General features: G+C 37.3%; 15 protein-coding genes. 2 read left to right on the top strand and 13 right to left on the bottom strand.

The window, feature by feature from the left end; genetic code table 11:
* Nucleotides 1–144 (top strand): ISL3 family transposase (locus tag HMPREF0819_RS08910; protein WP_004232095.1); only part of this gene is annotated, 144 nt, incomplete at its 5' end.
* Nucleotides 145–220: 76 nt separating this feature from the next.
* On the opposite strand, the gene HMPREF0819_RS02975 is transcribed toward HMPREF0819_RS08910, so the two are convergent.
* From HMPREF0819_RS02975 to gdhA, 7 genes are all read right to left on the bottom strand, one after another.
* Entirely contained in the window at nt 221–1,993 is a 1,773-nt protein-coding gene (locus HMPREF0819_RS02975) for an ABC transporter ATP-binding protein (protein WP_004232098.1), read from the bottom strand.
* Nucleotides 1,983–3,797, bottom strand: coding sequence for an ABC transporter ATP-binding protein (locus HMPREF0819_RS02980; RefSeq protein WP_004232101.1), 1,815 nt, complete (start codon nt 3,795–3,797; stop codon nt 1,983–1,985). Before HMPREF0819_RS02980 ends, HMPREF0819_RS02975 begins: the two co-directional genes overlap by 11 nt.
* A 3-nt stretch (nt 3,798–3,800) precedes the next feature.
* The gene (locus HMPREF0819_RS02985; protein ID WP_004232103.1) at nt 3,801–4,241 is read right to left on the bottom strand and encodes a MarR family winged helix-turn-helix transcriptional regulator; all 441 of its coding nucleotides are present in this window, start codon (nt 4,239–4,241) and stop codon (nt 3,801–3,803) included.
* Between the two features lie 147 nt (nt 4,242–4,388).
* The gene (locus tag HMPREF0819_RS02990; RefSeq protein ID WP_004232105.1) at nt 4,389–4,799 is read right to left on the bottom strand and encodes a peptide deformylase; all 411 of its coding nucleotides are present in this window, start codon (nt 4,797–4,799) and stop codon (nt 4,389–4,391) included.
* Between the two features lie 2 nt (nt 4,800–4,801).
* Nucleotides 4,802–5,140 (bottom strand): GNAT family N-acetyltransferase, encoded by a 339-nt coding sequence (locus HMPREF0819_RS09295; protein WP_336495113.1) that lies wholly within the window; start codon nt 5,138–5,140, stop codon nt 4,802–4,804.
* Complete coding sequence (locus tag HMPREF0819_RS09300; protein ID WP_004232113.1) at nt 5,125–5,304, bottom strand: hypothetical protein; 180 nt, start codon at nt 5,302–5,304, stop codon at nt 5,125–5,127. The genes HMPREF0819_RS09295 and HMPREF0819_RS09300 overlap by 16 nt, the downstream gene beginning before the upstream one ends.
* 151 nt (nt 5,305–5,455) lie before the next feature.
* A complete protein-coding gene (gdhA, locus tag HMPREF0819_RS03000; protein ID WP_004232115.1) occupies nt 5,456–6,805 on the bottom strand; it encodes an NADP-specific glutamate dehydrogenase in 1,350 nt (449 codons plus the stop codon).
* 229 nt (nt 6,806–7,034) lie between these two features.
* Between gdhA and HMPREF0819_RS03005 the strand changes: the two genes are divergently transcribed.
* Complete coding sequence (locus HMPREF0819_RS03005; RefSeq protein ID WP_004232117.1) at nt 7,035–7,532, top strand: DUF308 domain-containing protein; 498 nt, start codon at nt 7,035–7,037, stop codon at nt 7,530–7,532.
* A 38-nt stretch (nt 7,533–7,570) separates the two neighbouring features.
* On the opposite strand, the gene queF is transcribed toward HMPREF0819_RS03005, so the two are convergent.
* From queF to HMPREF0819_RS03035, 6 genes are all read right to left on the bottom strand, one after another.
* Nucleotides 7,571–8,062 (bottom strand): preQ(1) synthase, encoded by a 492-nt coding sequence (gene queF, locus HMPREF0819_RS03010; protein WP_004232119.1) that lies wholly within the window; start codon nt 8,060–8,062, stop codon nt 7,571–7,573.
* A gap of 14 nt (nt 8,063–8,076) precedes the next feature.
* The gene (gene queE / locus HMPREF0819_RS03015) at nt 8,077–8,790 is read right to left on the bottom strand and encodes a 7-carboxy-7-deazaguanine synthase QueE (RefSeq protein ID WP_004232121.1); all 714 of its coding nucleotides are present in this window, start codon (nt 8,788–8,790) and stop codon (nt 8,077–8,079) included.
* A complete protein-coding gene (gene queD / locus HMPREF0819_RS03020) occupies nt 8,783–9,229 on the bottom strand; it encodes a 6-carboxytetrahydropterin synthase QueD (RefSeq protein WP_004232123.1) in 447 nt (148 codons plus the stop codon). Before queD ends, queE begins: the two co-directional genes overlap by 8 nt.
* Nucleotides 9,229–9,882, bottom strand: coding sequence for a 7-cyano-7-deazaguanine synthase QueC (queC, locus tag HMPREF0819_RS03025; RefSeq protein WP_004232125.1), 654 nt, complete (start codon nt 9,880–9,882; stop codon nt 9,229–9,231). Before queC ends, queD begins: the two co-directional genes overlap by 1 nt.
* 165 nt (nt 9,883–10,047) lie before the next feature.
* Nucleotides 10,048–11,817, bottom strand: coding sequence for an ABC transporter ATP-binding protein (locus tag HMPREF0819_RS03030; RefSeq protein WP_004232128.1), 1,770 nt, complete (start codon nt 11,815–11,817; stop codon nt 10,048–10,050).
* 2 nt (nt 11,818–11,819) lie between these two features.
* Entirely contained in the window at nt 11,820–13,559 is a 1,740-nt protein-coding gene (locus HMPREF0819_RS03035) for an ABC transporter ATP-binding protein (protein ID WP_004232131.1), read from the bottom strand.
* Nucleotides 13,560–13,561 lie beyond the last annotated feature (2 nt).

The following is a 13,561-nucleotide window of genomic DNA, read 5'->3' on the forward strand; positions in this document are numbered from 1 at the left end:
ACCAAACTGGAGGCAACCAACAAACTCATTAAAGACATCAAACGACAAGCCTTTGGATTCAGAAATTTCGACAACTTCAAAACAAAAATACTTATCACTTTGAACATCAAGAAAGAGAGGACCAAAGTCCTCTCTCGCATGTGATTATAAGTCAACCCACTACAGTTGACAAAGAACCAAAAAAAAAGAAAACTAGAAAAGCTCTAGTTTTCTAACATTTTTATGCTACTTCAAACTGTGAGTTGTAAAGGTCAGCATAGAAGCCACCTTCTGTCATCAACTCATCATGATTTCCTTGTTCGATGATGTTACCATCTTTCATAACAAGGATAAGATCAGCGTTTTTAATAGTTGATAGACGGTGAGCAATTACAAATGATGTGCGACCTTCCATCAATTTATCCATAGCTTTTTGAATCAATTCTTCAGTACGTGTATCAACTGAAGATGTTGCTTCGTCCAAGATAAGAAGCGGAGCATCTTTCAAAAGCGCACGCGCAATTGTCAAAAGTTGTTTTTGACCAATTGAAAGAGTTACTGAGTCATCAAGATAAGTATCATATCCATCAGGAAGCGTCATGATAAAGTGGTGAACACCGACTGCTTTAGCTGCGGCAACCACTTGTTCATCAGTAATGTTTTCTTGGTTGTAAATCAAGTTTTCTTTGATTGTACCTTCAAACAACCAAGTATCTTGAAGCACCATTGAGAATTGATCGTGAACTTCTTCTCGTGACATGTTACGAGTATCGATACCATCGATAGAGATTTGACCTTTATCGATTTCATAAAATTTCATAAGCAAATTAACAATGGTTGTTTTACCAGCACCTGTTGGTCCAACGATAGCCACTTTTTGTCCTGGTTTAGCAACCGCTGAAAAATCATGAATAATCGTTTTATCTTTAGAGTAACCAAAGAAGACATTATCAAAGGCAACCTCACCTTTAACAGCTGTCAATTGACGTTCTTTGTGAGAATCGTCTTCCATTTCCTCTTCTTCAAGGAATTCAAAGACACGGCTCATTGCAGCAGTTGCTGATTGCATTTGTGTGAAGGCTTGCGCAATTTGTGATAATGGTTGTGAAAAGATACGAACATAAGTCATAAAGGCAACCACATCACCCATTGTAATATCACCGTTAATAACTTTGACGGCACCAACAACACAGACCATAACGTAACCAAAGTTACCAGTGAAAATCATCAGCGGCATCATAATACCAGACAAGAATTGTGATTGCCACATTGATTTATAAAGGTTTGTATTTAGTTTCTTAAAGGCTTCACTTGTTTCTTCAGACGCGTTGTAACTTGTTACCACATTGTGTCCAGAATAAATTTCTTCGACATAACCATTGACTGCTGCCAAGTTGTTTTGTTGGCGTTTAAACAATGGTTGTGATGAGCCCATAATGACGATAACCAAAAGGAAACCGATGAAAACTGATCCGATAGCTGTCAAAGCCATACTTACATTTGAATGGAACATCATGAAAATTGAACCAAACAAAAGCACAACAGAAGTCACTAATGTTCCCAGACTTTGGTTAAGTGATTGAGCAAGTAAGTCAACATCGTTTGTCACACGAGAAAGGGTATCACCTTGTGAATGACTATCAAAATAATTTAGTGGAACACGATTAATTTTAACTTGAATAGCTGCACGTAATCGTTGTGAAAAACGTTGGACGATTGTGGCAACTGTAAAGTTTTGAATATAACCCACCACAGCTGAGACACCATACAAAACAGCAAGTGTCATTGCAATTTCTCCGACTTTATCCAAATCAACACCTGGAATTGTTCCCATTTTCGTAGGTGTCAATCCGTCCATAATCGTATTTGTAATCTCTTTTAATTTATCAGGTCCAATAACCGTGATAGTCGCAGAAATAATCGCTCCAATCACCGCAAGGATAAATGGAAATTGGAAACCTTTGATATATGGCTTCATTCTGCTATAGAAAGATGCTTTTTTCTTATTTTCCATTTTCTAATTCCTCCTTAGATAATTGTGAGTAGGCAATTTCACGGTAAACTTCATTGTTTGCAAGAAGTTCTTCATGAGTACCTTGACCAACAACTTTACCTTCGTCAAGAACCAAGATTTGGTCAGCGTCCATGATTGTCGAAATACGTTGAGCAACAATCAATTTTGTCATGTCAGCTGTGCGTTCTTTCAATTGTGAACGAAGAATTCGGTCAGTCTTGTAGTCAAGCGCAGAGAAAGAATCATCAAAGATAATGATTTCTGGTTTACGTGCAAGAGCACGCGCAATTGCCAAACGTTGTTTTTGGCCGCCTGAGAAGTTCTGACCGCCTTGTGAAACTGGCGCTTTTAGTTGACCTTCTTTGCTTTCGACAAAGTCTCTACCTTGAGCCAAGTCAAGAGCTTCCCAGATTTTATCGTCATCAAGTGGTGAGCTATTGCTGTCACCCATATTCATATTAGAAGTGATGTCTCCGCTAAAGAGAACTGCTTTTTGTGGAATGTATCCGACAATCTTATGAAGCGTATCATGGTCGTAATCACGAACATTGACACCATCAACCTTGATTGTTCCTTCCGTCGCATCGTAGAAACGTGGAATCAAGTTCACTAAGGTTGATTTACCTGAACCAGTTGATCCAATAAAGGCAACTGTATCACCAGCCTTAGCTTTGAAAGAAACATGTTCTAGGACAGCCTCAGAATTTTTACTGTATCGGAATGAAACATTATCAAACTCTACAGTTCCTTTTTCTTTTGGTTTAGCTTTACTTTCTTCAGGATAAAGTACAGATGATTTTGTATCCAAAACTTCATTGATACGACCTGCCGCTACAACCGCACGCGGCAAGATAAAGAACACAGCAATCATCATCATAAATCCGATAACAACTTGCATGGCATATGATGAATAAACCACCATATCAGAGAAAATGTTCACCTTGTCTTGCATAGCGCCTGCAATTTTTGTCGGATCTTTTGGAATAGCAATATCTTCAATCAAGAAGGCACCAATCCAGTAAATCGCCAATGTCATACCACTTGAAATACTTGTCATCACCGGTGACATCAATGACATTGAACGTCCAATGAAAAGGTTAAGATTTGTGACATCGTTATTTGCCTTTTCGAATTTACCGTCTTGGTAGCTTTCAGCGTTATAAGCTCGAACAACTCGAATACCACTTAATGATTCACGTGTAATACTGTTTAGTTTATCAGTTAGTTTTTGAATCATACGTTGTTTTGGCATTACCATCATAAGAAGGAAAGCAAGCATGAAAATCATGACTGCAACCGCCACAACAAGTACCATTAACCATTCATGGTTCTTATCAGCAATCTTAGTAATTGCCCAAATCGCCATAATCGGACCTTTAGTAACGACTTGAAGTCCCATTGTGAAGACTAATTGAATTTGAGTAATATCATTCGTTGTACGTGTCAAAAGACTTGGAATTGAAAACTTCTTGATTTCGGCATCCGAATAGTCTAAAACACTATGGAAAATATCATCACGTAGACGAGTACTGAAACTTGCTGCAATACGTGCCGCTAAGAAACCGACAACCACAGATGCTGCAAAACTTCCTAAAGAAAGCAAGACCATACGCATTCCAGGGGCATCAAAATTCCAAGCAAATATATCTTTCGCTTTTGTTCCTTGAGTTGATAGCAAGGATGTGATATCTGACATGTAATCAGGGATTTTCAAATCCAAGAAAACATTCAAACACACAAATAGTACGGCAATAATTATCATAGCAACTTCTTTTGCCGTTAATCGTTTAAAAATTTTTAACATGCGTTACTCCTTGTTTTCTAAATTTTTCAAAATACGATCAAAGACACGACCAGAAATTTCTAGCTCTTCACGACTAATGCCATCAAAAATTTGCTTGTGAACCGCAGCGTGAAAAGCATCAATATCTTTTGTCTTAGCTCGGCCAAGTTCTGTAAGCACTACACGCTTGTAACGCTTATCAACTTCAGATGGAACAACTTTTATAAAACCATTCTTTTCCATTCTTTTAATCAAATTGCTGGTTACTGATTTTGAAATTTTAAGCTTACGTTCAATATCTTTAATGAAAACTTCTTTGTCTTCATTATCTCTCAGATATAAAACCGCAAATCCCTGCGGACCAGCTAAGTTCTCCACATCATGAAGTTCACCGAGTTCGTGCACACGGTTTTCCATCAAATTAACGAAGTCTCTTAATTGTGAAAACGGATCTTTATCTCGCATTTTTTCCTCACTTTCTGAAAAGCTTTCAAGAATAATTCTTGCAAGTTATATTATAGTTCTTATGAGAACTATTGTCAAGAAAAAAGTTCTCGTGTTAATTATTTTTTAACTATAAAAGAAAAAGCGCTGACCATCAGCGCCTTCACCTTAAATAATAATACCTTCTAAATGGTCCAGCTCATGCTGACAAATTTGTGCAGGTAGCCCTGTCAACGTAAGGCTTTGTTTGTTCCAATTTTTATCCATGAAAGTAACATCAATTTTTTGATAACGACGTGTCGAACGTGAACCCACCAAAGAAAGGCATGATTCCTCTGTATCAAAAGGCAATGATTTGTTCGTCATAACTGGGTTAAACATAATTAAATCACCTAGTCCCATATTCACAATGATGGCACGTTTTTTTACGCCAATCATATTTGCCGCCATACCAACACAATTTTCACGATTCGCATTCAAGGTATCTTGTAAATCCGTTGCAAGATACAAATCGGCTTCTGTTGCTTCTTCTGATTTTTGTGCCAAGAAAAACGTATCTTTTACAATTTCTTTAATCATATTTACTCCATTACTAATTCCATAATATCAAAATCAATCAAAAGTCCATCGACTTCCATAAAACCTTTAAAAGTACCAATTTTTTGAAACCCCAAGCTTTCATAAAGGTGAATAGCTGACTTATTGTCAGACCTAACCTCAAGGAAAAGAATTTTTAAATCAGACTGCTTTGCAAGAGCAATTAATTGAGTCATCAACTTTCGATCGATTCTTTGATTCCAATTAGACTTTTTTACCGCAATCCCAATCTCAGCTCTATGAGCTAAGCGTTTTTTACGAAAACCACTATAGTTACAAGTACCAACAATTTGGTTATTAACTTCAGCTAACAGAAAAAAGATGTGTCAGCATTCTGAACTTCTGTTAAAATACTCTCTTCATCGCCGACAGAAAGTCCAATGCCTTCGCTCCCATAGGAGAGGTTGTCTGTTTCTGAACCGATTTGATAACAAAATTCTAAAATGGCTTTAGCGTCATTTACTTTTGCTTTCCTTATTGTGACCATATGAAAGTCTCCTCTTTCGATAAAATCATTATATCAAAAAATGGTATTAACCAAAAGAGCCCACCAATGTGAGCTCTTTTGGTTATTTGATATTAGAGAATTAATTAAGATAATAATGGCTTGTTTAATCTGTCTGTATGCTTCTAGAAAATTAGACAATACCTTGTGCTGACATAGCTTCCGCAACTTTAAGGAAACCAGCAACGTTTGCACCGACAACAAGGTTACCTTCTGCACCAAATTCTTTAGCTGCAGATGCTGCGCTTTCGTAGATACCTTTCATGATGTTGTAAAGTTTAGCATCTACTTCTTCGAATGTCCATGGTGTACGTTGGCTATTTTGAGCCATTTCAAGTGCTGAAACAGCGACACCACCAGCGTTTGCTGCTTTGGCAGGACCAAATGAAACACCAGCTTTTTGGAAGACGTCAATTGCTTCAAGTGTAGAAGGCATATTTGCACCTTCAGTGACTGCAATAACACCATTTGCAACAAGAGCTTTTGCGTGTTCTTCGTTAATTTCGTTTTGAGTAGCACATGGGAATGCAAGGTCTGCTTTGATGTTCCAGATTGAGCCTTCAGATGCAGGAGTGAATGTTGCACTTGGACGAGCTTCAGCGTATTTAACGATACGAGCACGTTCAACTTCTTTCAATTGTTTAAGAAGTGGGACATCAATACCTTCTGGATCATAAACAAAACCAGATGAGTCTGAAACAGCGACAACTTTAGCACCCAATGTTTGAAGTTTTTCAGTTGCATAAATCGCTACGTTACCTGAACCAGATACAAGAGCTACTTTACCAGCGAAGTCTTCACCACGTGCTTTAAGCATTTGTTCTGCAAAGTAAACTGCACCGTAACCAGTTGCTTCAGTACGAGCAAGTGATCCACCATAAGTAAGGCCTTTACCAGTAAGAACACCAGTGTATTCGTTACGAAGACGTTTGTATTGACCGTAAAGGTAACCAATTTCACGTCCACCTACACCGATATCACCAGCTGGTACGTCAGTGTCAGCACCGATGTGTTTGCTCAACTCAGTCATAAAACTTTGACAGAAACGCATAATTTCGTTGTCTGATTTACCTTTAGGATCAAAGTTGGAACCACCTTTACCACCACCGATTGGTTGACCAGTAAGAGAGTTTTTGAAGATTTGTTCGAAACCAAGGAATTTAATGATTGATTGGTTTACAGAAGGGTGGAAGCGAAGACCACCTTTGTATGGTCCAATTGCAGATGAGAACTGAACACGGAAACCACGATTCACTTGAACTTGACCTTTATCGTCAACCCACGGAACACGGAAAGTGATAATACGTTCTGGTTCTACCAAGCGTTCAAGAAGGTTTTCTTCGATATATTTTGGATATTTATCGAACACTGGGACAAGTGATTCGAAAACCTCTTCTACTGCTTGTAGAAACTCTGGTTCGTGAGCGTTTTGAGCTTTAACCTTTTCAAAGACGCCAGCTACGTACTCTTTACCTGTTGTCATATATATTCCTCCAAATGCGAGATTGTAATTTTTATTACGTTAAATATTATAAATTTTCTGAATATTGATGTCAAGCATTTTCGATAAGTTTTTTGAAAAATTCACGATTTTATGTCATAAAATGTTACATATAATATTAAAAACTCCTAAAAACCTGTCAGTACATGCTCTAACAAACTTTTTTGTGAAAAATGTGATATGATAAAGGTAACTTACAGGAGGTATCATTATGAAACGTTTTTCATTTTTAGCAGGGATTATCGCAACTCTTATCGGCTTGTTTCTTTTTATTCATCCTTTTACAACAACTGCTATGATTGGCTGGATTATCGCCATCATCATTTTCTTTTCTGGTTTCACCAGTCTTATGATGTTTTCTAGCAGTTTCACTCGTTCACCTTGGTACTTATTACAGGGAATTCTATCCATTATTTTTGGCATTATTCTTCTCTCAAGTTCAGCTATGTCACTATCAAGTGCGGTTATGACAATCGCTGCTTACTGGTTTTTGATTAGTGGTATTCTTCGCTTAATTGGTGGATTTCAAATGCGTAAAGCAGGATTTTACGACGCTAATCGATTTTTGAGTTCAGCTGTAATTGCTATTCTTATTGGACTCTTCCTCCTATTTAATCCAACATTATCAGCTATATTTGTTGGTCGACTTGCGGGTCTTCTTCTTATGGCTGTTGGTGTTTCAGGAATTACTTTTTCATTTAAATTATAATAAACAAAAGTCTCGGATAATTTTCCGAGACTTTATTTTTAGCGGTTATCAATTTTTTCTGGGTAGAGATCGTGATTCATCAAACGATGCTCTGCCATTTTTTCATATTTTGTACCAGGTTTACCATAGTTGAAGTATGGATCAATTGACAATCCACCACGTGGTGTGAATTTTCCCCAAACTTCGAGGTAACGAGGATTAAGCAATTTAATCAAATCTTTCCCGATTGTGTTAATGCAATTTTCATGAAAATCTCCATGATTGCGGTAACTAAAAAGATAAAGTTTTAAAGATTTTGATTCAACACAAAGTTTGTCAGGAATGTATGATAGATAAATAGTAGCAAAATCGGGTTGCCCTGTAATCGGACAAAGTGATGTAAACTCTGGACAGTTAAATTTGATAAAATAATCATTTTCAACGTGTCGATTATCAAATGATTCTAGTATACTTGGGTTGTATTCATATGTGTATTTTGTGTTTTGGTTTCCCAAAAGCGTTAAATCTTTCATTTCATCTGTTCTTGTCATGTTAAATCTCCTTTTTAAACACCACGTTTATTGTCATATAAAAGCGTATGTAATTGTGGTAATACGCGTACGGATTGCCATTCAGGGTCTGCAGCCACCGTTTCCCATAGCATGCGCAGACGATTAAGCTGTGCTTCTACAATATTTCCAGCAGCATGAGGCTCTGGGTTCCCTGCAGATAGGTACAAAACATCTGGTTGATAACGGTTTTGAATCATTTTTGCAAATGCCAAATCGTCATCATCAAAGACAGGAATTTTAAAAGTATGCTGGTCTTTTTCCAATTGTGACACAATAAAATCAAGTGTTTCAAAATTCACAGTCATTTTACTTGATGGTGGTTTTGGACTGAGTGTCACCTGATCAATGTCCTTAAGCCAAGTTTGCCAACGTGACCCTTGCGTTTCAATACCAAGTGTGACACCACGCGCCTTGAGTTTAGTAACTAATTCTCCCATACTTGCCCCTAAAAGGCATGGATTCCCACCTGACAAAGTCACATAATCGTAAGTACCCAGTCGATCAAGTTCAGCAATAATTTCATCTGCTGTCATACGATTTGGCTTTTCAGAACCATTCCAAGTAAAATCTGAATCACACCAAGCACAATGATAATCACAGCCACCTGTTCTTACAAACATGGTCTTTTGTCCAATTGCTCTGCCTTCTCCTTGGAAAGTTGGCCCAAAAATTTCTAAAACAGGAATGGTTAATGGTCGCTTAGGCATCTAACTCCCACTCCCTTCTGAACTCAGCATAAGAAGTTGGTGTTTCATATAAACGGACATATTCTACTCGAGTGTCTCGCTCTTTTGGCAAATACTGCTCTAACTGTTTAAAAATCCAATAAACCATATTTTCAGCAGTCGTATTCATGTAGGGTAGACTTTCATTTAAATAGCGATGATCCAAATATGGTTCCAAGTGGTCTTTATAAATTTGCTTGATATCTCCAAAATCAACTGCCATTGCGCGATTATCCAGCATTCCAGAAACAGCAAGTTGTAGGTGATAAGTATGCCCATGAAGTGCTTTACACTTCCCATCATAATCATATAAATGATGCGCTGCATCAAATGTAAATTCTTTTGAAACCATGACACGGTGTGGACAATACACAAGTGACTCACCTGTCGGTTTTTTAATTTCTTTTGGGATTTCAAACATCAGTCTTGACCTCTTCTAGCTAAATACTTTTCAAGACCAGCTTGGCGAAGTTTACATGAAGGGCATTCACCACAACCACTTCCCTTGATACCATTGTAACAAGTCAAAGTGTTTTCTCGGACATAATCAAATTTTCCAAGCTTATCTGCCAACTCCCATGTTTCTGACTTATCAAGCCACATTAAAGGAGTTTGAATGACAAAATTGTAATCCATTGCCAAATTCAAAGTCACATTTAGTGATTTAACAAAGGCATCACGACAGTCAGGATAACCTGAAAAGTCAGTTTCACAAACACCAGTAATAATATCTGTAATACCAAGACGTTTTGCAAGCACTGCCGCAAATGATAAGAAGAGATGATTACGACCATCAACAAAAGTATTTGGCACATCATCATCAGGATTTTCAATCTCAATATCACGAGTCAATGCATTTTCAGTTAATTGCCCAAGCAACGACATATCAAGTAAGTGATTTTTAACACCTTGTTCGGCTGCAATTTGTTTAGCAACTTCGATTTCAAGGCTATGGCGTTGACCATAATTAAAAGTCACCGTTTCGACATGTTCATAGTGCTTTAAAGCCCAAAATAGGCAAGTAGTTGAATCTTGTCCGCCACTAAAGACGACAAGAGCAGATTGACGTTTCATTCAATATCTCTTTTCTAAGATATCTGGGCAAAGAAAAAGCCCCTATGGGAATCCATAGGGGCGCTAATATCAGTCATTAGGCTGGTTTTTTTTAGCGATGGCTTTTCCCAAACATCGATAATATTACTTTCTAATCATACCATTTTTAAAACTGATATTCAATTTTTAACTGTTTTTAGCAAACTGGCTATTGTAAAGGTCATAATAGAAACCTTTAGCAGCGAGTAAGCATTCATGATTTCCTTGTTCGACAATTTGACCATCGTTCAAAACAAGAATTTTGTCTGCATCTTGAATAGTAGACAAACGATGGGCAATGACAAAACTTGTTCTGCCATGCATCAATTTTTCCATAGCTTTTTGGATAAGCAATTCCAAACGTGTATCAACTGAAGATGTCGCTTCATCCAAAATCAGAATTTTTGGATCTGCTAGAAGAGCACGCGCAATTGTTAATAATTGTTTTTGTCCAAGAGAAACATTACTTGATTCTTGATTCATTTCCATGTTGTATCCACCAGGAAGGGTGCGGATAAAGTGGTCAACGTTCGCGGCTTTAGCAGCTTCAACAATTTCTTCATCAGTCGCATCAAGATTACCAAAACGGAGATTTTCTTTAATCGTTGCTTCATAAAGCCAAGCATCTTGCAAGACCATACCAAACTGCTTACGGTATTCCTGACGTGATAGATTTCGAATGTCATGACCATCAATTTTAATTGAACCACCAGTGACATCGTAAAATCTCATCAGCAGATTAATCAAAGTTGTCTTACCAGCACCCGTCGGACCCACAATAGCAACCATTTCTCCCGGTTTGACGTCAAGATTAAAGTTACGAATCAGTGGCTTGTCAGGTGTGTATTGGAAAGAAACATCCTCAAAAGTGACTTGACCAGACAAATCATGTGTCAATTGTTCTTTGACTTCAGCTGCTTCTTCTGGCTCATCAAGAACTTCAAAGATACGTTCTAGTGATGATTTTGCACTTTGTAAAATACTTGCCAGTTGCGTAATCGTTTGAACTGGCTGACTAATTTGCCAAACGTATTGAACAAATGCCTGCATATTACCAATTGTCAAAGCACCTGCTAGCACTTGAAGCGCACTGAGCATGGCAATAAGTAAGTAAGCCATATCTGAAATTGCACTTAAAACGGGCATCATAATACCAGAAATGAAACTTGCTTTAAAACCTACTTCTTGAAGATTTTCTGTAATGTCTCGAAATTCTTCACTTGAAATTTCTTCACGACCATAGAGTTTAATGACATTAAAACCAGAAAGATTTTCCTGGACAAAACCATTCATATCTCCAAGCGTATCAGCTTGTTTTTTGAAATATGGCTGAGATTTTTTCAAAATGAACTTAGCACTAAAATAATTAATCGGAATAATGGCTACAACAATCAAAGCTAATTTCCAGTTAAGGTAGAAAACCATAAACATAACAGCAAAAATCGTTACAAAAGCATTGATAATTTGCAAGAAACTTTGTTGAAGAGCGTTTGATACTGTTTCAACATCAGAGGTGAAACGTCCCAAAACATTTCCAAATTGTTGGCTATCAAAATATGAAACTGGAATTTTATTGATTTTTTCACTCAAATCACGACGCAAATCATGAATCGTTTTTTGCACCGCTTTAGTCATAAAGAAGTTTGAGCCGTATGAACCAATTTCATAACCAAATCCACGAATAAAATACAGTACCAAAATAATCGCAATATAAGTTGTATTGATATGTGCGCCAGAAACACCTCGAGCCATATCAAGTAAGTTTGCTGTTAATTCAGTAATTGCAAGACCGAGTACGAAAGGCTCCAACACACTCATGATACCACTGAAAATTTTAAGAAAAATCGCTAAGAAAAGTGAACCTTTATAGTTGCGGAGATAATCCCATAAACGTAAAAATACATTTCGTTTTTCCATGTTTACTCTCCTTTCATTCCATCTACATTTTTCAACTGTGAATTAGCAATTTCACGATAAATATCATTTGATTGCATTAATTCGTCATGTGTACCACGACCTACAATTTCACCCTTATCAAGAACGATAATTTGGTCAGCATTCATAATAGTACCTACACGTTGAGCGACAATTAAAACCGTCGCATTATGCGTAACCTCTTTTAAACGAGCACGCAACTGCGCATCAGTCTTATAATCAAGAGCTGAGAATGAATCATCGAAAATGTAAATATCGGGTTCCTTAACAACCGCACGCGCAATTGACAAACGTTGTTTTTGACCACCAGACAAATTACTTCCGCCCTCTGCCAAGTGAGTCTGATAACGTTCATCACGACTTTCAATAAATTCTTTTGCCTGCGCAACGTCTGCAGCTTCTTGCAATTCAAAGTTTGTTGCGTCAGCCTTACCATATTTTAAGTTTTCCTCGATTGTTCCTGTAAATAGCAAAGCTTTTTGAGGAATAAAACCAATTTTTTGACGAAGTGCTTTCAACTGATAATCTCTGACGTCAACACCGTCCACTAAGATTTTACCAAGTGTGACATCGTAAAAACGTGGAATCAGATTCACAAGAGAAGATTTACCAGAACCAGTTGACCCGATAAAGGCAATAGTTTCACCAGGTTTTGCCTTGAAGGAAATATCTTTTAAGACCGGGCTTTCTGTTTCGCCAGGATAAGCGAATGTAACCTTGTCAAATTCCAAATAACCTTTTGTTTGTGTTTCAGTTACACCATCTTCATTCGGATTGATAGAGATTGGCATATTCATAACTTCAGAAATACGTTCACTTGAAACAACCATTCTTGGATACATGGTAAATAAATTAGCAAAAAGCAAGAATGAGAATAATGCGTGGAAACTATACTCAATGAAGGCAACTAGGTTACCGATTTGCAAAGCACCGCTTGCTAACGGATTCAAAGCAAACCAGACAATTGAGACAATCATTGAAATGATAATCAAAACAAACAAAGGCTCTGTCAATCCTGTCAAAACAAAGAGACAACTTGATAAATCTTTGTATTCTTCGTTTTTCGAATCAAAACGTTTTTCTTGAAAATCTTCTCTAGCAAATGCACGGATAACGCGCAAGCCAGTTAAATTTTCACGAACATATTGGTTAATTTTATCCAAAGTTGCTTGTTGTTTTTCAGATAATGGACGTGTCTTAGTTGCCACATAATAAACAACTAAAATCAAAAATGGAATGGCAACTGCTACAATCCATGCTAACGACGGACTTGTCAGTAAAATCATAACAACACTAGAAACCATCATCAAAGGTGTAATCACACCCATTCGAAGTGACTGCTCAGCAAATTGTGTCAAGATGAAAGCATCGCTCGTCATACGCGTAACAAGGGAAGACACACCAATTTGTTCATATTCATGGTGTGAATATTGTTGTAATTTATCATACATATCATTACGCATATCTTTAATCATATTAGTTGTGATTTTACCTGCCGCATAAGCAAGTACAACACGCCCAATCGTACCAATGACAATGATGGCAAACATAACAATCGCCCAAAAATAAACACGTTCTTTATTTCCAGGTGTTACCCCTTGGTCAATCATTCGAGCAAGAGCTGTTGGCAAACCTAAGTTAACCAATACAAAAGTTAAAGCTCCTACAACATCTAGAATTAGCCATTTGGGATATTTTTTCAAATAAGTCCAAATTAGTTTCATGG

Source organism: Streptococcus equinus ATCC 9812, from assembly GCF_000187265.1.
Taxonomy (GTDB): domain Bacteria; phylum Bacillota; class Bacilli; order Lactobacillales; family Streptococcaceae; genus Streptococcus; species Streptococcus equinus.

Coding starts and splice junctions, on each gene's coding strand:
- HMPREF0819_RS02975 (WP_004232098.1), bottom strand. CDS start 1,993: ATGGAAAATAAGAAAAAAGCATCTTTCTATAGCAGAATGAAGCCATAT.
- HMPREF0819_RS02980 (WP_004232101.1), bottom strand. CDS start 3,797: ATGTTAAAAATTTTTAAACGATTAACGGCAAAAGAAGTTGCTATGATA.
- HMPREF0819_RS02985 (WP_004232103.1), bottom strand. CDS start 4,241: ATGCGAGATAAAGATCCGTTTTCACAATTAAGAGACTTCGTTAATTTG.
- HMPREF0819_RS02990 (WP_004232105.1), bottom strand. CDS start 4,799: ATGATTAAAGAAATTGTAAAAGATACGTTTTTCTTGGCACAAAAATCA.
- HMPREF0819_RS09300 (WP_004232113.1), bottom strand. CDS start 5,304: ATGGTCACAATAAGGAAAGCAAAAGTAAATGACGCTAAAGCCATTTTA.
- gdhA (WP_004232115.1), bottom strand. CDS start 6,805: ATGACAACAGGTAAAGAGTACGTAGCTGGCGTCTTTGAAAAGGTTAAA.
- HMPREF0819_RS03005 (WP_004232117.1), top strand. CDS start 7,035: ATGAAACGTTTTTCATTTTTAGCAGGGATTATCGCAACTCTTATCGGC.
- queF (WP_004232119.1), bottom strand. CDS start 8,062: ATGACAAGAACAGATGAAATGAAAGATTTAACGCTTTTGGGAAACCAA.
- queE (WP_004232121.1), bottom strand. CDS start 8,790: ATGCCTAAGCGACCATTAACCATTCCTGTTTTAGAAATTTTTGGGCCA.
- queD (WP_004232123.1), bottom strand. CDS start 9,229: ATGTTTGAAATCCCAAAAGAAATTAAAAAACCGACAGGTGAGTCACTT.
- queC (WP_004232125.1), bottom strand. CDS start 9,882: ATGAAACGTCAATCTGCTCTTGTCGTCTTTAGTGGCGGACAAGATTCA.
- HMPREF0819_RS03030 (WP_004232128.1), bottom strand. CDS start 11,817: ATGGAAAAACGAAATGTATTTTTACGTTTATGGGATTATCTCCGCAAC.
- HMPREF0819_RS03035 (WP_004232131.1), bottom strand. CDS start 13,559: ATGAAACTAATTTGGACTTATTTGAAAAAATATCCCAAATGGCTAATT.